Origin of the sequence: Streptosporangium carneum (assembly GCF_027922005.1) — a bacterium.
Lineage (GTDB): Bacteria > Actinomycetota > Actinomycetes > Streptosporangiales > Streptosporangiaceae > Streptosporangium > Streptosporangium carneum.
The window spans coordinates 14175-31020 of the sequence record NZ_BSEV01000026.1 but is presented as its reverse complement, the minus strand read 5'-3'; the positions used below and the strand labels follow the sequence as shown (position 1 = coordinate 31020).

Genomic DNA, 16846 nt, shown 5'->3' with positions numbered 1-16846 from the left:
GGCGTGTGCCCCCGTCCCGCGTTCTCCCGCCGTTCGAGGCGGGCACGCGTCGGTCCCGCCGCCGGAGCGGGGCTCAGCAGATGCGGGGCAGCGGGTCGCCGACCAGGAGGTCGACGATGCGGGTGCCGCCGAAGCCGGTTTTCAGCAGCACCAGGCCCGGCGGGTCGTCCTTGACGTGGCCGACGAGCGCGGCGCCCTCGCCGAGGGGGTGCCCGCGCAGCGCGGCCAGTGCCGTGTCCGCCGCGGAACCGTCCACCACGGCGACCAGGCGTCCCTCGCAGGCGACGTAGAGCGGGTCGATGCCGAGCAGCTCGCACGCGCCCCGCACGCCCGGCCGTACCGGGATCGCGTCCTCCTCGACGACGACGGCGACGCCCGAGGCGTGCGCGATCTCGTTCAGGATCGTCGCGACCCCGCCCCGGGTGGCGTCGCGCAGGCAGCGCACCGCGCCCTGGCGGGCGTCGGGCGGGACGTCCCAGGGGGCGTCGGAGTCGACGGCCGAGCGGGCGTCGGGGCGGGCGTCCGCGGGGACGTCGGCGCAGGCGTCGAGAAGGGCGGAGACCAGCCCGTTCAGCGGCGCGGTGTCCGAGACCAGGTCGGCCTCGATGTCCAGCTCGCCCCTGGCGAGCATGATCGTGACACCGTGCTCGCCGATCGGCCCTGACACGATGACGGCGTCCCCCGGCCGCGCGCCCGCCGCGCTGAGGCTGACGGGCCGCTCGATCAGCCCGACGCCCGCGGTGTTGACGTAGCAGCCGTCGGCCTTGCCCCGCTGCACCACCTTGGTGTCGCCCGTGACGATCCGCACTCCCGCCTCGGCCGCCGCCCTGGCCATCGACGCGGTGACGCGCCTGAGGTCGTCGACCGGGAAGCCCTCCTCGAGGATGAAGCCCGCCGAGAGGTACAGCGGACGCGACCCGCACACCGACAGGTCGTTGACGGTCCCGTTGACCGCGAGGTCCCCGATGTCCCCTCCGGGGAAGAACAGCGGGGAGACCACGTAGGAGTCGGTGGTGAAGGCGAGCCTGCGGGAGCCGACGCCGAGCACGGCTCCGTCCTCCAGGGGTTCCAGCAGCGGGTTGCGGAAGGCCTCAAGGAAGATCGCCTCGATCAGGGACTGCGTCGCCTTGCCCCCGGAGCCGTGGGCCATGGTGATGTGCTCCTCCTTCACCCTGGCCTTGCGTCGGCGGGCCCTGTCGATCCGCTCGAGGACCTGCTCCTCGCGGCTGGGCTTCTGCGCCTCCGCGGCGTGCTCGCGGACCGCGGCCTCCGCCCATCCGGCGGTCCCCTCGACGTCGGTCACCGTGTCGCCTCCCTCACCCGTTCCCTGGAGAAGCGGCCGAAGTTGTAGTAGGCCGCGCAGGCGCCCTCAGAGGAGACCATGCAGGTGCCGATGGGGGTCTCCGGGGTGCAGGCGGTGCCGAACACCTTGCACTCCCACGGCTTGAGCACGCCCTTGAGCACCTCGCCGCACTGGCACGCCTTCGGGTCCGCCACCCGGCCGCCGGGAATCTCGAAGATCCGTTCGGCGTCGTAGGCGGCGTACTTCTCCCGCACGCTCAGCGCGGAGTGGGAGATGAAGCCGAGGCCCCGCCACTCGAAGTAGGGGCGCAGCTCCATCACCTCGTTGATGACGGTGAGCGCCTTGAGGTTGCCCGCCCACGGCACGACGCGCGCGTACTGGTTCTCGACCTCCGAGCGCCCCTCGGCGAGCTGCACGAGAAGCATGTAGATCGACTGCAGGATGTCCAGTGGCTCGAACCCCGCCACGACGAGCGGCTTGCCGTAGTCGCGGGCGATGAACTCGTACGGCCTGCACCCGATGATCGTCGACACGTGCCCCGGGCCGATGAACCCGTCGAGGCGCAGGTCGGGAGAGTCCAGGATGGCCTTGATCGCGGGGATGATCGTCACGTGGTTGCAGAAGACCGAGAAGTTGCCGATGCGCTCGGCCTCCGCGCGCAGGACCGTCATCGCGGTCGACGGGGCCGTCGTCTCGAAGCCGATCGCCATGAAGACCACATGTTTGTCCGGGTTCTGCCGGGCGACCTTGAGGGCGTCCAGGGGCGAGTAGACCATGCGGATCTCGGCGCCCTGGGCCATGGAGTCGAAGAACGAGCCTCGCCCTCCGGGAACCCGCATCATGTCCCCGAAGGAGGTCATGACGACGTCGGGCTGCTCGGCGATGTGGATGGCGTCGTCGACCCGCCCCATCGGTATCACGCAGACCGGGCAGCCGGGGCCGTGCACGAGGGTGACGGCCTCGGGCAGGTAGTCCTCGAGCCCGTGTTTGTAGATCGTATGTGTGTGGCCTCCGCAGACCTCCATGAACTTGTACGCGCGCCCCGGCTCGCACAGGCTCGTGATCTTCGCTGAGAGGGCCCGTGCCTTCTCCGCGTCGCGGTACTCGTCGACGAAACGCATCGAACCTCACCCCCTGTCGATCGAGGAGTCCCTGAGCGCGGCCAGCTCGTCGTCGTAGGCCTGGCCGATTCCCTCAAGGAAGTCGAGCGCGGCTCTGGCCTCGTCCTCGTCGATCTTCGACAGGGCGAAGCCGACGTGGATGAGGATCCAGTCGCCGGGCTGGAGCCGTTCGTTCTCGAGCAGGCCGACGTTGATCGCCCGCCGTACCCCGCTCACGTCGACCTTCGCGAGGTCAGTGCGGTCCGGCAGGATCTCCACGATCTCGCCGGGAATTCCCAGGCACATGGGTTGCCCCCTCCATCTGGATGGACTCGAGGACCAGTTCGTCCCCGCCTCTGAGGTCGACGTCGGTGCTCCCGCAGCCGCCGCACACGGCCAATGCGTCCGTGGTCTCCTCGTCCCCTCCGCACGAGGAGCAGGTGAGCCGCACGGGCACGACGGTCAGGTCGACCGCGGCCCCCTCGGCGACCGTCCCCGGCGAGACCAGGGAGAAGGCCTGCTCGAGGGCGGGGCCCGTGATCCGCAGCAACGCTCCCGCGCGCACCCGCACGCGCTCGACCCGCCGTCCCTCGGCCCGGCGCTCGACCGCGTCGAGCACCGCCTCCGCGATTCCGAACTCGTGCACGGCTCATCCACCGCCTTCCGTCAGCCGGTCACATGTCTCTCATCCGCTTGTAGCGGATGATGTCCGGCATGGACTGCGCGATCACGACCGCGATTCCCGCGGCGATCGCCGCTATCAGTACGCCTCGTATCACGGTTGCCCCCTTTTCGCGGACGCGGCGCGGGACGCCGCGACCTGTTCTGCCACCAGTTCACGGACGAGGTCGACGGCCTGCGGCACGGCGCGCGCCACCGGCTCGCTGAGCTCCATGCCCGGCGAGGCGTCCTCGGGCTCGCAGCCGACGAGCAGGATCCGGCCCGTCCTGACGCCCATCGCGCCGAGCAGGGCGAAGAGCGCGTCCGGCGTCATGCCGTGGGCGTCGCCGAGCGGGCCCCGCATGAGGGGGTCGCCCGGCGGGAGCCCCTGCCCGATCCGGGGTTCGATGACGGAGAGCGTCCCCGGCCTGTCGCCCCTGGGGACGGCGTCGACGAGGATCAGGCTGTCGTAGCCCGCCAGCAGCTCGTAGGCCAGGTGGATGCCGCGGATCCCGAAGTCGGCCACGACCGCCTCCTCGGGCAGGCTCGCGGCGTCCAGCAGGCGGGCGACCTCCACGCCGAACCCGTCGTCGCCGAAGAAGATGTTGCCGATGCCCGCGACCAGGACGCGCGGTCCTGTCCGCCGCCCGCCGTCTCCCCCGGCGGGCCGTCCGCCCCCGTTCGCCGCGCTCACCATGTGCTCACCATGTGCTCACCCCCCGCTCCCCCGGTCCGCCGGGGCGTCGCCGAGCGGCTCGACCTCGTCGGGCGAGAAGTAGAGGAAGCGGCCCTGCGCACGTTGGAGGTCCGCGCTGGGGTCGTCGGCCAGCGTGACGGCCAGGTGGTGGACGCCGTCCACGTCGAGAAGCACGGCCTCGACCGTGGCGGTCCGTCCCGCCAGGAACATGTCGTGGGCGTCGGCGCGGCGTCCGTGTGAGGCGGTCCTGCTCGGTGTCCCCGGGAGGGCGGCTCCGCCGGGCAGCAGCCGGACCCTGCTGCCCCTGGCGACGGTCACCCCCGCGACGACCACGCCGTCTGTCTCCGGGGACACCGAGGTGTCCGCGCCGGGATCCCACCATGGTGTGTCATGGCTCCGCTCGGGGTCCGGAGGGCGCGCTCCCTCCTCGCGGCGCAGGTAGCGGACCGCGCCGTGCAGCCGCTCCAGCAGTTCGGGCGGCATGCCGGCGGTCCGTTCCATGATCTCGGCGGCACGTGGGTCGGTCGCCGCGGCCTCCCGCCTCTCCTCCTCGGTCAGGGTGAGCGTTCTGAGGCTGAGCAGTTCGTCGATCTCGGTGGCGTCGAAGAAGTCACCTGGGCTCTCCGGCGCGATCGAGGGATGGTCGTAGAGGATGATCGGCGCGGACAGCATCGCGTCGCGCCGGCCCTCCTCTCCGACGAGGACCGGCCAGGTGTGCAGGTTCCCGCACGACTCGGCCGCCTCCCGCGCCCACTCGGGAGGATCCAGCAGCGACAGGAACGCCCCTTCGGTGACCGCGAGCAGCGTGTGCGCGGCGATCGGCGACCGGCGCAGCGCGTCGTCGCGGGACGCGTCAGGCCCCGGCCGCCACCCGCTGGTGTTCTCGACCCGCACGCGCAGCCTGACCAGGCCGTACGGCCCGGCGAGCCGCTCGGCCCGAAGGCGCATCACCGCCTCGAGCCGCCTGTGCTCGCGGACGACGCGGCCGGCCGGTTCCCCCGAGGGGTCTGCCAGCGGCTCCGTGACGCGCGTCGCGGGGAAGCCCACGTCGACGACCTGCTCCGCCTCCAGCAGGCCGGCCAGCGAGAGCAGCGCGTCGCGCTCTCTCTCGACGGCCTCGTCGTAGGTCAGATGGGTGTGGCCGCCGACCTCGAGGGCCGGGGTCCGCCGATACCCGCCACCGTGGACGCGCTCGACGGACCTGCTCAGGATCTGCAGGAAGCGCAGCCGGACGTGGAGCGTCGCGTCGTCCGCGGCTTCGAGGAGGCATTCGGTCTGGCAGGCCGACGGTTCCGCCGTCGCCGTGTAACCGGGCGGCACGAGCACCCCGAACTGCCAGCGCGTCCGGTTCTTCGCGGCCGACGCCCGGTAGGGGTAGAGCAGGTAGCCCTCGTACAGCACGGCGTCCGCGACCCTGCGGGCGGTCTCCATCGGCGTGTTCACCTGGCCGCCTCCTCCGCCTGTGCCAGCAGTGCCTCCACGGCGTCGTCCCAGGTGGCCAGCGCCCTGGCGGACTTGAAGCGGTGCAGGGCGCGCAGGGTCTCCCTGCTCAGCCGTACCCACCCCTCGCCCGGGAAGCAGCGGTCCATCAGCTCGCGCCAGACGGCGACGGGCAGCCGGTGGCGGACCTCGCGGTCCCACGGCACCTGCTCGACGGACATGCCCTGGGCGGTCCTGGTGAACACGGTGCCGCTGAAGAGCAGGATCAGCGGGATCTCGCCGTCGTCGAGCGCGGCGAAGTACTTGGACGCCGCCACCTCGAGGTCGTAGGTGACGGGGACCTGCAGGTCGGTCTCCGTGACGCCGGTGAAACCGGGGACCATGGCCGAGACGTTGGCGAACTGCAGCGCCCTGAGGGTGTCGCCCCAGCGGGAGCGGTCGCCGAACAGGTCGCCGAGCAGGACGGCCTCCTCCCGGGTGTAGCGACGGCGCTGCGGCTCGATGCGGATCTGGCAGCGCAGCGCGAGAGCCTGTACGACGGCGCCGCCCGTCTCGGTGAGACGCAGCCGGAAGACCAGCGTCGGCGAGGCCGCGAAGGGGTCGGGGCGGACGTCGAGGCAGGCGAAGCCGAGGTCAGTCATGGCCGCCCCCCGTGCCGCCCGCCCCGCCACCAGCCCCGCCACGAGCTCCGTCACGAGCTCCGTGGCGCGTCGTGCCGCCCGCTCCCGGCCCGGTCCCGCCCGCCGTGTCCTCCGCCCCCGTGTCGCCGCCGACGACGCGGCTGCGCCCGCGCAGGTCGCCGAAGAACCCGTCGATGGCCTCCCACACCTCCCGGCCGCCCCCGAAGCCCTTCCAGCGGGTCCTGACCAGGCCGACGAGCTCGTAACACGAGTCGATCGGCACCAGGTGACACACGAAGCCGTCGTCCCCACGGTCGACGAGCAGCGCCTCGACGTCCGGCAGGACGTCGGCCAGCGCCGGGTTGGCCGCCATGACCCGGTCCCATGTCTCCAGCGGCAGCTCGGACTCGGTGGCCCCGCCCGGGCTCGGATAGAAGGCGACCGTCCGGCCGAGGTCGGAGTTGCGGAAGAAGAACGCCATGCGCACCGGGATCTGCAGTTCCTCCCAGTCCGCCGTCGGCAGGACGAACGAGGGCGCGTACAGGTAGCGGTCCGGCACGGCCACGAACCTGCCCATCGCGGCGCCCTCGACCGTGAACAGCAGGTGACAGCTCCGGCAGGCGCACATCAGGGCGCGCGTCCCGAGGTTCACCACGTGGCCGTGCTCGGCGCCGATCGGCTCCGAGCACAGCTCGCAGCACTCCCGCGCCGCCCGGGGAGGAGGAGGCTCGGGCTCGGTGAACCGTCGCAGGCCGGTGCTCACCGCGCCGCCGCCCTCTCCCCGAGCCCGGGATCGGTTCCGGAGCCGGTTTCAGGGCCGGTTCCAGGGTCGCCTCCGGGGCCGGGAACCGGGCACGGCCCCGGAGGGGGCCTCGTCCCGATCTGGAGCAGCGGGGCGTCCGGCCCGTTCGCGCCCCCGTTAGCGCCCACGCCCGCGCCCTCGACCATGCCCTCGACCTCGACGCGGGCGACCTCGGGGGCCGCCCTGGTCACCGCCCGCTCGATCGCGAGCTTCACCGTGACCTGCGAGGAGGGGCAGCCGTCGCAGGTGCCCCGCAGGCGGAGCCGCACCACGCCGGTCTCCTCCTCTACGGCCAGCAGCTCCACGTCCCCGGCGTGGCTGCCCAGGTAGGGCCGGACCTCCTCCAGCGCGCCGCGCACGCGTTCCTCGACGCCGAGCGGGTGCAGGTCGTGCAGCACCAGCAGCCCGCACACCAGGTCGTCCGCGACGAGGCCGCGCAGCACCGGCACGGCCTCCGCCTCGGTCACGATCCGCATGACCCGTTCGAGGCCCGCGCCGTACAGCTCGACCAGCACCCGCACCAGTTCCTCCGCCTTGGCCCGCGCCGCCGGGTCGCCGAGCGCGGCCAGCTCGGCCAGCAGCGCCTCGATCCGGTCGCCTGCCGCCTGGACGTCGGTGGTTCCTGGCATCCGCCGCCGCTCCCGTCAGGCTCCGAAGGCGTGCGGGGTGTGCAGCTTGCGCAGCTCGCCGCCGTCGCCGAGGTACATGTGCACGCCGCACGGCAGGCAGGGGTCGAAGCTGCGCACCGTGCGCATGATGTCGATGCCCTTGAACCGCTCCGGCGGGTTCTCCTCGAAGATGGGCGTGTTCTGCACCGCGTCCTCGTACGGCCCCGGCGTGCCGTAGCTGTCGCGCACGCTGGCGTTCCACGGCGTCGGCGGATACGGATGGTAGTTGGCGATCTTCCCGCCGCGGATCACCATGTGGTGCGACAGCACCCCGCGCACCGCCTCGGTGAACCCGCATCCGATCGCCTCCTCGGGCACCGTGAACGGCGACCAGGTCTGCGTGCGCCCGGCCCGCACCTCGGCCAGGCCCTGCTCGACGAAGTACAGCGCGCAGGCGGCCGCGTAGGCCTGGAAGTAGGTACGCGCCCGGTTGCGCTCCAGCGCGTTCGACAGCGGCTGCCCGTTGTGCTCGGGGATCCTCCACTCGAAGCTCTTCTCCGGTCTCGTGGCGGTCCTCGGCAGGTTGATCTGCACGCTGTGCCCGGTCGCCCTGACGTAGCCGATGTCGACCAGGCCGGACAGCGCGGTCGACCAGAGCCTGGCGATGGGCCCGCCGCCGGTGTCCAGGGCCAGCATGTTCTGGCCGTCGAACCAGCGCGGCGACATCACCCAGCTGTACTTGTCGGCGAAGTCGCGCTTCTGCGGGTGCGGGATGGTGTGCTGGTTCCACGGGTGGCGGGCGTCGACCGGGTTGCCCAGCGGGTCGTGGGTGACGAACTTCTCCTGGCCCTCCCAGTCGTCGTAGTAGGAGCTGCCCAGCAGGATGCGGATGCCCAGGTTGATGTCGACGAGGTCGCTGGTGACCAGGCGGCCGTCGACGATCACGCCCGGGGTGACGAACATCTGCCGTCCCCAGTCGCTCATGTTGGCGTAGGTGAAGTCACAGTGCCCGGGGTCCTGGAAGCTGCCCCAGCAGCCCAGCAGCACCCGGCGTCTGCCGACCTCCTCGTAGCCGGGCAGCGCGGTGTAGAAGAAGTCGAACAGGTCGTCGTGCATCGGCACGACCCGCTTGAGGAACTCCACGTACCGCATCAGCCGCGACAGGTAGTCGGTGAACAGCTGCACGGTGGCCACCGTGCCGACCCCGCCGGGGTACAGCGTCGACGGGTGCACGTGCCTGCCCTCCATCAGGCAGAACATCTCCCTGGTCATCCGGCTCATCTGCAGCGCCTCGCGGTAGAACTCGCCCTCGAGCGGGTTGAGCGAGCGCATGATGTCGGCGATCGTGGCGTAGCCGTGCTCGGCGGCGTGCGGGCTCTCGGTGCGTTCGGCCACCGCGAGCACGCCGGGGTTGGTCTCGGCGACCATCTTCGCGCAGTAGTCGACCCCGACCAGGTTCTCCTGGTAGATGTTGTGGTCGAACATGTACTCGGCGGCCTCGCCGAGGTTGAGGATCCACTCGCCGAGCGCGGGCGGGCGGACGCCGTAGGCCATGTTCTGGGCGTAGACCGAGCAGGTGGCGTGGTTGTCGCCGCAGATCCCGCAGATCCGGCTGGTGATGAAGTGGGCGTCCCTGGGGTCCTTGCCCTTCATGAAGATGCTGTAGCCGCGGAAGATCGACGAGGTGCTGTAGCACTCGGCGACCCGCCGCTGCTTGAAGTCGATCTTCGCGTAGACGCCCAGGCTGCCCACGATCCTGGTGATCGGGTCCCAGGCCATCTCCACCAGTTCGCTGTCCTGCGGCGTCGAGCCGGTCTGCGCCGAACCGGTCTGCGTGGAGCCCGACTTGCCCTGCCCAGACTTCGCCGAACCGCTCTGATGTGGTGTCGTCGTCATGTCAGCCCCGTCGTGTCAGCCCGCGTCGCGGGCCCGCTCTTGCCGGCCTCGTCCTGTCGGCTCTGGTCTTCGTGGGTCCCGGTCCCCGCGGTCGCCGACCGGGGCGGCGTGCCGCCCCGGCGGTCGCGTTCCCGCGTTCACCAGGGGGCCCGGTAACCGGTCAGCAGCTCACGCCCCCGCTTACGCCACTTCGGCTCCTTGTCGGCCGTCCTGAGGGTGATGGAACGCAACGTGCGCACCACCCCGCCGTAGGCGCTGCTGGCCGCCGAGGAGATCCGCGCGCCCGGAGGCTCGTCCATGAACGGCATGAACTTGTCGGGGAAGCCCGGCATCGTGCACGCGATGCAGATCCCGCCGACGTTCGGGCAGCCCCCGATGCCGTTCATCCACCCCCGCTTGGGGACGTTGCACTTCACCACCGGCCCCCAGCAGCCGATCTTCACCAGGCACTTGGGCGAGCCGTACTCGGTCGCGAACTGTCCCTGCTCGTAGTAGCCCGCCCGGTCGCATCCCTCGTGCACCGTCTGCCCGAACAGCCATGTCGGGCGCAGCGCCTCGTCCAGCGGGATCATCGGCGCCTGCCCCGCCACCTGGTACAGCAGGTACACGATCGTCTCGGACAGGTTGTCGGGCTGGATCGGGCACCCCGGCACGTTCACGATCGGCAGGCCCGCCTTGGACCGCCAGTCCCAGCCGAGGTAGTCGGCCACCCCCATCGCCCCCGTCGGGTTCCCGGCCATCGCGTGGATCCCGCCGTAGGTGGCGCACGTGCCCGCGGCCAGCACCGCCGTCGCCTTCGGGGCCAGGCGGTCCAGCCACTGGCTCGTCGTCATCGGCTGCCCGGTCTCCGGGTCGTTGCCGAACCCGCACCAGTACCCCTCCGCCTTGATCCCCTCGTTCGGGATCGACCCCTCGACCACCAGGACGAACGGATCCAGCTCCCCTCTGTCCGCCTTGAAGAACCACTCGATGAACACGTCCGTCCCCTGCACGGGCCCCGACTCGAAGTCGATCAACGGCCAGTGCACCGCGACCTTCGGCAGGCCGGGCAACGCGCCCAGCACGATCTCCTCGATGCTCGGCTGGCTGGCGGCGGTCAGCGCGACCGAGTCGCCGTCGCAGCTCAACCCCGCGTTGATCCACAGGATGTGAACGACCGGTTCCTTCGATGCCTCAGCGGTCTCCTTCGACTCGGTCGGCGTCGTCATCACGTCTCACCACCTTCGCGGGCCCCGGTCCGCCGTCGGACGGGTGCTTTCGGTTGACGGGTGTTCGCAGTCGGAGCGGATGTTCTTCAGTTGGAGGGCGGCGCGGGCTCCCGCCGCGCGCCGTGCCGTACCAGGGCGTGCTGGGTGAGCTCCCACAGCACGTTGTAGACGGTGGTCTGGGCTTCCTGGATCCGGTGCACCGACGTCGAGGGCACCACGAACAGGTGGTCGATGGCGTCCAGTTCCGCCATCTGCCCGCCGTCGTAGCCCGCCAGCCCGACCGTGGTCATTCCCCGCCGGTCCGCCTCCTCGAAGGCGGCGATGAGGTTGCGCGAGTTGCCGCTCGTCGACAGACCGAACGCGATGTCCCCCGCCCGCCCCGAGGCGGCGAGCTGCCGGGCGAACACCACCTCGAAGCCGATGTCGTTCGACAGCGCCGTCACGACCGCGACGTCCGCGGTGAGGGCGAACGCGGGCAGCGCCCTGGCCCTGTCTCCCCGGCTGTCTCCCCGGCCGTCTCCCCCGCCGTCTTCCCGGCCTCCCGCGCCCTCGGCCTCGCCGAGGCGTCCCGGGGCGAGGAGTCCGGGATCGAGGAACCCGGGATTGAGGAACAGGGTGGCCACGTCCTGCGCGTCGGTCGCGCTGCCGCCGTTGCCGAAGGCGAACAGCCGCGCGCCCCCGGCGAAGGCCTCGGCCATGGCCTCGGCGCAGGCAACGATCCGGTCGCCGTCGCGTTCGAGCACGGTCCGGCGCAGGGCGACGATCTCCTCGGCCTTCTCCTCCGTCGATCGGCGCACCGCGGCCAGTACGGCCTCCAGATCCGTCGAGCCCGCGTAGAGGAACGGGTACAGCGACTCGACGGAGGCGTCCGGTGTGCTCACGTGCCCACCCCCTTGACCACGGCGATCGCCTCCCTGGCGTGGACCAGGACGATGTCGCCGACCTGGGCGTCCACCAGCGCGACGCTCACCTCCTCGGAACCCCGCCCGGTGTCGACCACGGCGAGGCCCGCCTCCAGCAGGCGCACCACCCGCACCGGCACCGCCTCGTCGGAGCAGGTGACGCACACCTCGTCGTGGCACGGGCCGGGGAACGGGCCCCCGCCGCGGCCTTCGGGTTCCCTGGCGGTCATGCGACCACCTGCGGATCGAGCACTCCCGGCTGCTCGAAGAACACGTGCACCAGCTCCCAGAGGATGTGGTAGGTCGTGACGTGCACCTCCTTGACGACACGGGGGTCGTCGGAGCGGGCGACGAGCACGTGGTCGACGGCGACGCTCCGCGCGATCCGCCCGCCGTCCCCGCCGGCCAGCGCCAGCGTCAGCAGTCCGAGGTCCTTGGCGGCCTCCAGCGCCCGGAGGACGTTGACGCACTCGCCGTCGGCGGAGACGCCGAGCGCCATGTCGTCGTGGACGGCCAGGTGGCGCAGCTGGTGGGCGAAGACCTCCTCGACCCCGCTGTCCGCGGCGATCCCGGTGACGGTCGCGACGTCGTTCGTCAGGGAGAAGGAGGGCAGCGCCCGCTTGCCCACGATCACCGGGTGGACGAACTCCACCGCGATGTGCTGGGCGTCGGTCGCGGCCTCGCCGTTGCCGAAGACGATGAGCCTGCCTCCGCCGTGGAACCGCGTCGCCATGGCGTGACACGCCCGCGCCACCCGCTCGGCCTCCTCCGCCAGGCCTCGAGCGGGCCCCACACGACGTGCGAAGACTTCCTGGACCGAGACCAGGGCCGTCTGGTCCATCGCGGACCACATCCCTCGTGTCGAGCGTCGTTTCTATCGACCGTACGACCGAGTGACGGGAGTGGAAGAAAATAGCAATCGGGGATTTCGCAAAAAATCACCATCTTTCCTGACTTGGCCGCCGCGGTCGACCCACGTGCCCCCGCCCGCTCACGGGTGTCGCGGGTCTCCGCCGGCGAAGGCCCGGGGCCGTCTCCTCCACGGGGCGGACCTGTCCTCGCGCTCGGCCTCCGCGGCCACGTTGCGCGGCATCCGGCCGAAGATCAGGCTGTGGAAGGGCGAGATGGACCACCAGTAGAGATGACCCGCCAGGCCCCGGGGATGGAAGATCGCCCGTTGACGGTAGACGGTCGCGTCCCCGTGACGGCCCACGCTCAGCTCGAGCCACGCCAGCCCCGGCAGGCGCATCTCCGCGCGCAGCCGCAGCAGCCTGCCGGGCTCGACCTCCTCGACCCGCCAGAAGTCGACCGAGTCGCCCACGCGAAGGTGACGCTGGTCACGGCGTCCCCGGCGCAGCCCCACACCCCCGACGAGACGGTCCAGGAATCCTCGGGCACGCCAGGCGACAGGCAGGGAGTACCAGCCCCGCTCGCCGCCGATCGACTCGATCACCCGCCAGAGGGCCTCGGGAGAGGCGTCGACGCGCCGGGCCCGCCGGTCGACGTAGAGGCTGCCCCCGGCCCAGTCGGGATCGGTCGGCAGCGGGTCGCTGGGCGCCCCCGGCGTCGAGGCCGAGGACCAGCGGGTGACGACCTTCGCCTCCTTGATCCGCTGCAGGGCCAGCGCGACGGAGTCGCCGAAGCCGAGCAGGCCCTCCGGGGGATCGGGGACGTACCGGGCGACGTCGTGTTCGCGGCAGACGCTCTCGTTGCGCAGCGACTCGACCAGAGGCCGGGCGATGCTCGCCGGGACGGGGGTGACCAGGCCGACCCAGTGGCTCGACAGACCGGGGCTGAGCAGCGGCACCGGGACGATCACCCGGCGGGGCAGGCCCGCGACGGCGGCGTAGACGCGCATCATGTCGGCGTAGGTGAGCACCTCCGGGCCGCCGACGTCGAAGGAGCGGTTCACCTCCTCCTCGACGTCCGCCCAGCGGACCAGGTAGCGCAGGACGTCGCGGATGGCGACGGGCTGTGTCCTGGTGCGCACCCAGCGCGGCGTCGTCATCACCGGCAGGCGTTCGGTGAGGTGGCGCAGCATCTCGAACGAGGCGGACCCCGAGCCGATGATGACCGCCGCCCGCAACACCACGGCCGGAGCCCCGGAGTCCAGGAAGATCCGCCCCACCTCGGCGCGGGAGCGCATGTGGGGCGACAGTCCCTCGCCGTCGGGCGCGAGCCCTCCGAGGTAGACGACGCGGCGCACCCCCGCGTCCTCGGCCGCGGCGGCGAACACGGTGGCGGCGTGCCGGTCGGAGACGGCGAAGTCCTTCCCCCCGCCCATGGCGTGGATGAGGTAGTAGGCCACGTCGACGCCGTCGAGCGCCTTCCTCGTCCGCTCCGCGTCGGTCGCGTCGGCCTCGACGGCCTCAACCCGGTGGGCCCACGGCTGGTCGCGCAGACGACCCGCCGACCTCACCATGCAACGCACGTCGTGGCCCGCGTCCAGCAGCTCGGGAACGAGCCGCCCGCCGATGTATCCGGTCGCTCCGGTGACAAGGCATCTCATTTGCCGATATTTCGTACGGCGGGCCGAAAAGGTTGCGTCCCGGCGGCCCTACAGCTCCTCACGGATCCGCAGGAGGATCTCCCTGGTGCGCGACACGGGCTCAGCCTCGATGCACAGGCGTTCCATGACCTCGAGGTAGCTGTCGACGTCGTCACGCTTCTCGAGGTAGACCGCGCTGGTGAGCTGCTCCATGTAGACCACGTCGGGCAGGTCGGGCTGGGAGAAGCGCAGGATGCTGAAGGGCCCTCCCGCCGCGGCGTGACCGCCCACGCTGAACGGCACGATCTGGACGGTCACGTTGGGCAGCTGGAGCGCGCTCAGGATGTGGTCGATCTGGCCGCGCATCACCTCGGGCCCGCCGAGCGGGCGGCGCAGCACCGCCTCGTCCAGCACGGCCCACAGGTGGGGCGGCTCCGGGGAGTGCAGGAGCCTCTGGCGCGCCATGCGCAGCCGTACCCGCCGCTCGACCTCCTCCTCGGAGGCGCTGGGGTAGCCCAGCAGGACGACGGCCCTGGCGTACTCCTCGTTCTGGAGCAGGCCGGGCACGAACTGGACCTCGTAGTTGCGGATGACGGTCGCGGACTCCTCGAGCCCGACGTAGGTCTCGAACCAGCCGGGCAGGACGTCGTTGTAGTTGTGCCACCACCCGGCGACGTTGGCCCGTTCGACGAGGGCCAGCAGCGCCTGGCGGTCCTTGTCGTCGGTCACGCCGTACAGCGTGAGCAGGTCGGCCACGTCCCTCACGCGGAAGCTGACCCTGCCGAGCTCCATGCGGCTGATCTTCGAGTGCGAGGCGCGGATGGCGTGCCCCGCCGTCTCGAGGGTGATGCGGCGCTCCTCGCGCAGGCGGCGAAGCTGGGCGCCCAGCACGATCCTGAGCACCGTCGAACTTCCTCGCGGCATGACCATGGAGGTCGGAGGGGCCGGCTCGCCCTCGGCGTGAGGTGTGATCATCTGGTAGTCCTTCGAGCGCGGAACGCGAGCCCCCGCCCACTCTTTGTGGCCATCGCGAGCCTTTACGGTACCCCCGTCAAGCCCTTCCGGCCACCCAGAATTTTGTTCTTCAGTCGATCGTGATCAGATCGTCGAAGTCGCCCCCCTTGACGCCCCGGACGAAGGCGTCGAGCTCGCGAGGGGTGTAGATCAGGGCGGGCCCCCGAGGGTCCCGCGAGTTGCGGATCGCCACCCCGCCGCCGGGCAGGGCGGCCATCTCCACGCAGTTGCCGCTGGGGTTGCTGAAGTGGCTCTTTCGCCAGACGACGCCGTCCAGCAGGGCCGCCGACATGCCGTTGTACAGCTGACTCATCCTCGCCTCTCACCTGTCCAGGGAGGGAAACACTCGTACGATCATACGGCTTTTGTGCAGATGCACGTGCATCTGTACTTGCCTATGCACATCGGGCCGTGCAAGATGACTAGACGGATTGCCCTCGTAACGCGATCGCCACACCTCCTCAAGGTCGCAGATGACTGCTCGCCAAAGACATCAAGCCACATCCATCCGGACAGAGATCGGTGGGTGGGAACGGTGGTTGTCAATGCTTGATCACGTGCTCCCGCCGAGCGGTCTGCCGCCGTGGGCGGCCGGAGACAGCTACGCCGACCAGCTCCAGATGGCCGCGCGGAGCCTCCGCCACGACCCGTGCGCCGCACGGACGGCCCGCGAGTTCACCTCGACGGCCCTGCGCGCCTGGAGGCTCGAGCCCCTGATAGACGACACCGGCGTGGTGGTCTCCGAGCTGGTCACCAACGCCGTGCGTCACGGCGTCCGAGGAGTGGTCGACTCCCGCCGCCCGCAGGACGTCAGGATCATCCTCTGCCACACCGAGCGGTCCGTGCTGTGCGCGGTCACCGATCCCAGCGATCAGGGACCCAGCCTGCGCGAACCCGACTACGAGGCGGAGAGTGGCCGCGGACTGCAGGTGATCCAGGGAATCAGCGAGATGTGGGGATGGGCTCCCCTGGCCAGCCGCGGCAAGGCCGTGTGGGCGGCCTTCTCGCTTCCCTCCAGGACGAGCCGGCGTCTGGAGACCTGCCGCTGACACCGGCCGCTCGCCTCGGGAACCGGCCGGCTCTCCGGCGAGAGTCGCAGGTCACCGGGAGGAAGTGTCCGCAAACACCTTTAAAGGCAATAAAAAAAGTATTTTGAGCACTAAACCCGAATAGTTATCACTTTTCTCAATTGCCGAGAGTCAGCGTCTATCCACAGACGGCGTGATTCCTTAGTCTCACAGGCAACCGAGGAGGTGAAAACATGAACGACTCGGCCGGACAGCCCCTGGCAGGTCTGGACACGAGCGTGCCGAACATCGCGCGGATGAACGACTACTTCCTCGGCGGCAAGGACAACTTCGCCGCCGACCGCAGAGCCGCGGAGCAGGTTCTGGCCGTCGCCCCCGAGATCAGGATCATGGCCAGGGAGCGCCAGGCGTTCCTCGGCAGGGCGGTCCGCCGTCTCGCCGAACAGGGAGTCGACCAGTTCGTCGTCCTGGGCTCGGGGCTCCCCACCCGCCGCAACGTCCACGAGGTCGCCCAGGGACTGCTGCCCCACGCCCGGGTGGTCTACGTCGCCGACGACCCGGTGGTGCTCTCCCACGGCAGAGCCCTGCTCGCGACGAACTCCAGCACCGCCGTCGTCAGGGGGCACGCGCTCCAGTCGGACGAGGTGCTCGCCGATCCGGGGCTGCTGCGGCTCGTCGACCCGAACCTGCCGATGGCCGCGCTGATCCCCCACGCGCTCCAGTTCACCCCGGACGAGGACGACCCCCTCAAGAGCGTGGCCCTGCTGCGCGACTCGATGGCGGCCGGAAGCTATCTCGTCGCGGCCCACGCGGTCTTCGACACGCGTCCCGAGGCGGCGGAGCCGCTGGTCGACATCTACCGGCGGATCCTCGGCAGGAACGAGGGCACCTGGCGCACGCGCAAGCAGGTGCTCCGCTTCTTCGACGGGTTCGACCTCGTCGATCCGGGACTCGTCTACCTCCGTCACTGGCATCCGGAGAACCCGCTCGCCGTCCGGGGTCCCGAGAAGACGTGGACCGTCGGCGGGGTCGCCCGCAAGCCCGGAGGCTGACGGCGACCCCACCGCCACGGGCGGCACG

The 16846-nt window shown here is 70.9% G+C and carries 20 protein-coding genes; 2 read left to right on the top strand and 18 right to left on the bottom strand.

Annotated features, from left to right (window positions below):
* Positions 1-73 precede the first annotated feature (73 nt).
* From hypE to PKF00_RS35500, 18 genes are all read right to left on the bottom strand, one after another.
* On the bottom strand, positions 74-1303 hold the full coding sequence (gene hypE, locus PKF00_RS35580) for a hydrogenase expression/formation protein HypE (RefSeq protein WP_271222114.1): 1230 nt from the start codon (positions 1301-1303) through the stop codon (positions 74-76).
* Positions 1300-2424, bottom strand: a complete 1125-nt coding sequence (gene hypD / locus PKF00_RS35575; protein ID WP_271222113.1) for a hydrogenase formation protein HypD — start codon at positions 2422-2424, stop codon at positions 1300-1302. Before hypD ends, hypE begins: the two co-directional genes overlap by 4 nt.
* A 6-nt stretch (positions 2425-2430) precedes the next feature.
* Positions 2431-2709, bottom strand: a complete 279-nt coding sequence (locus tag PKF00_RS35570; protein ID WP_271222112.1) for a HypC/HybG/HupF family hydrogenase formation chaperone — start codon at positions 2707-2709, stop codon at positions 2431-2433.
* Positions 2657-3049: a hydrogenase maturation nickel metallochaperone HypA/HybF gene (locus PKF00_RS35565; RefSeq protein ID WP_271222111.1), complete on the bottom strand. Its 393-nt coding sequence runs from the start codon at positions 3047-3049 to the stop codon at positions 2657-2659. Before PKF00_RS35565 ends, PKF00_RS35570 begins: the two co-directional genes overlap by 53 nt.
* A gap of 28 nt (positions 3050-3077) precedes the next feature.
* Positions 3078-3182 (bottom strand): DUF6893 family small protein, encoded by a 105-nt coding sequence (locus PKF00_RS45260; protein ID WP_425582255.1) that lies wholly within the window; start codon positions 3180-3182, stop codon positions 3078-3080.
* Positions 3179-3760 (bottom strand): hydrogenase maturation protease, encoded by a 582-nt coding sequence (locus tag PKF00_RS35560; RefSeq protein WP_271222110.1) that lies wholly within the window; start codon positions 3758-3760, stop codon positions 3179-3181. The genes PKF00_RS45260 and PKF00_RS35560 overlap by 4 nt, the downstream gene beginning before the upstream one ends.
* 15 nt (positions 3761-3775) lie before the next feature.
* Positions 3776-5203 (bottom strand): hypothetical protein, encoded by a 1428-nt coding sequence (locus PKF00_RS35555; protein ID WP_271222109.1) that lies wholly within the window; start codon positions 5201-5203, stop codon positions 3776-3778.
* Entirely contained in the window at positions 5200-5841 is a 642-nt protein-coding gene (locus PKF00_RS35550; protein WP_271222108.1) for a DUF6084 family protein, read from the bottom strand. The genes PKF00_RS35555 and PKF00_RS35550 overlap by 4 nt, the downstream gene beginning before the upstream one ends.
* Positions 5834-6583, bottom strand: coding sequence for a DUF5947 family protein (locus tag PKF00_RS35545; RefSeq protein WP_271222107.1), 750 nt, complete (start codon positions 6581-6583; stop codon positions 5834-5836). Before PKF00_RS35545 ends, PKF00_RS35550 begins: the two co-directional genes overlap by 8 nt.
* On the bottom strand, positions 6580-7251 hold the full coding sequence (locus PKF00_RS35540) for a NifU family protein (protein ID WP_271222106.1): 672 nt from the start codon (positions 7249-7251) through the stop codon (positions 6580-6582). Before PKF00_RS35540 ends, PKF00_RS35545 begins: the two co-directional genes overlap by 4 nt.
* 15 nt (positions 7252-7266) lie before the next feature.
* Complete coding sequence (locus tag PKF00_RS35535; RefSeq protein WP_271222105.1) at positions 7267-9126, bottom strand: nickel-dependent hydrogenase large subunit; 1860 nt, start codon at positions 9124-9126, stop codon at positions 7267-7269.
* 137 nt (positions 9127-9263) lie between these two features.
* Entirely contained in the window at positions 9264-10334 is a 1071-nt protein-coding gene (locus PKF00_RS35530) for an NADH-quinone oxidoreductase subunit B family protein (protein ID WP_271222104.1), read from the bottom strand.
* A gap of 86 nt (positions 10335-10420) precedes the next feature.
* A complete protein-coding gene (locus PKF00_RS35525) occupies positions 10421-11215 on the bottom strand; it encodes a D-sedoheptulose-7-phosphate isomerase (RefSeq protein ID WP_271222103.1) in 795 nt (264 codons plus the stop codon).
* Complete coding sequence (locus PKF00_RS35520; RefSeq protein WP_271222102.1) at positions 11212-11466, bottom strand: HypC/HybG/HupF family hydrogenase formation chaperone; 255 nt, start codon at positions 11464-11466, stop codon at positions 11212-11214. The genes PKF00_RS35525 and PKF00_RS35520 overlap by 4 nt, the downstream gene beginning before the upstream one ends.
* Complete coding sequence (locus PKF00_RS35515) at positions 11463-12077, bottom strand: D-sedoheptulose-7-phosphate isomerase (RefSeq protein ID WP_271222101.1); 615 nt, start codon at positions 12075-12077, stop codon at positions 11463-11465. Before PKF00_RS35515 ends, PKF00_RS35520 begins: the two co-directional genes overlap by 4 nt.
* 150 nt (positions 12078-12227) lie before the next feature.
* On the bottom strand, positions 12228-13745 hold the full coding sequence (locus tag PKF00_RS35510; RefSeq protein ID WP_271222100.1) for an SDR family oxidoreductase: 1518 nt from the start codon (positions 13743-13745) through the stop codon (positions 12228-12230).
* A gap of 48 nt (positions 13746-13793) precedes the next feature.
* Positions 13794-14699 carry a Sco1979 family transcriptional regulator gene (locus tag PKF00_RS35505; protein WP_271222099.1) on the bottom strand — a complete coding sequence of 302 codons (906 nt, stop codon included), beginning with the start codon at positions 14697-14699 and terminating at the stop codon, positions 13794-13796.
* A 109-nt stretch (positions 14700-14808) separates the two neighbouring features.
* Entirely contained in the window at positions 14809-15051 is a 243-nt protein-coding gene (locus PKF00_RS35500; RefSeq protein ID WP_271222098.1) for a DUF397 domain-containing protein, read from the bottom strand.
* Positions 15052-15283: 232 nt separating this feature from the next.
* On the opposite strand from PKF00_RS35500, the gene PKF00_RS35495 reads away from it, so the two are divergent.
* The gene (locus PKF00_RS35495) at positions 15284-15787 is read left to right on the top strand and encodes an ATP-binding protein (protein WP_271222097.1); all 504 of its coding nucleotides are present in this window, start codon (positions 15284-15286) and stop codon (positions 15785-15787) included.
* Positions 15788-15999: 212 nt separating this feature from the next.
* Positions 16000-16818, top strand: a complete 819-nt coding sequence (locus PKF00_RS35490) for an SAM-dependent methyltransferase (protein WP_271222096.1) — start codon at positions 16000-16002, stop codon at positions 16816-16818.
* Positions 16819-16846 lie beyond the last annotated feature (28 nt).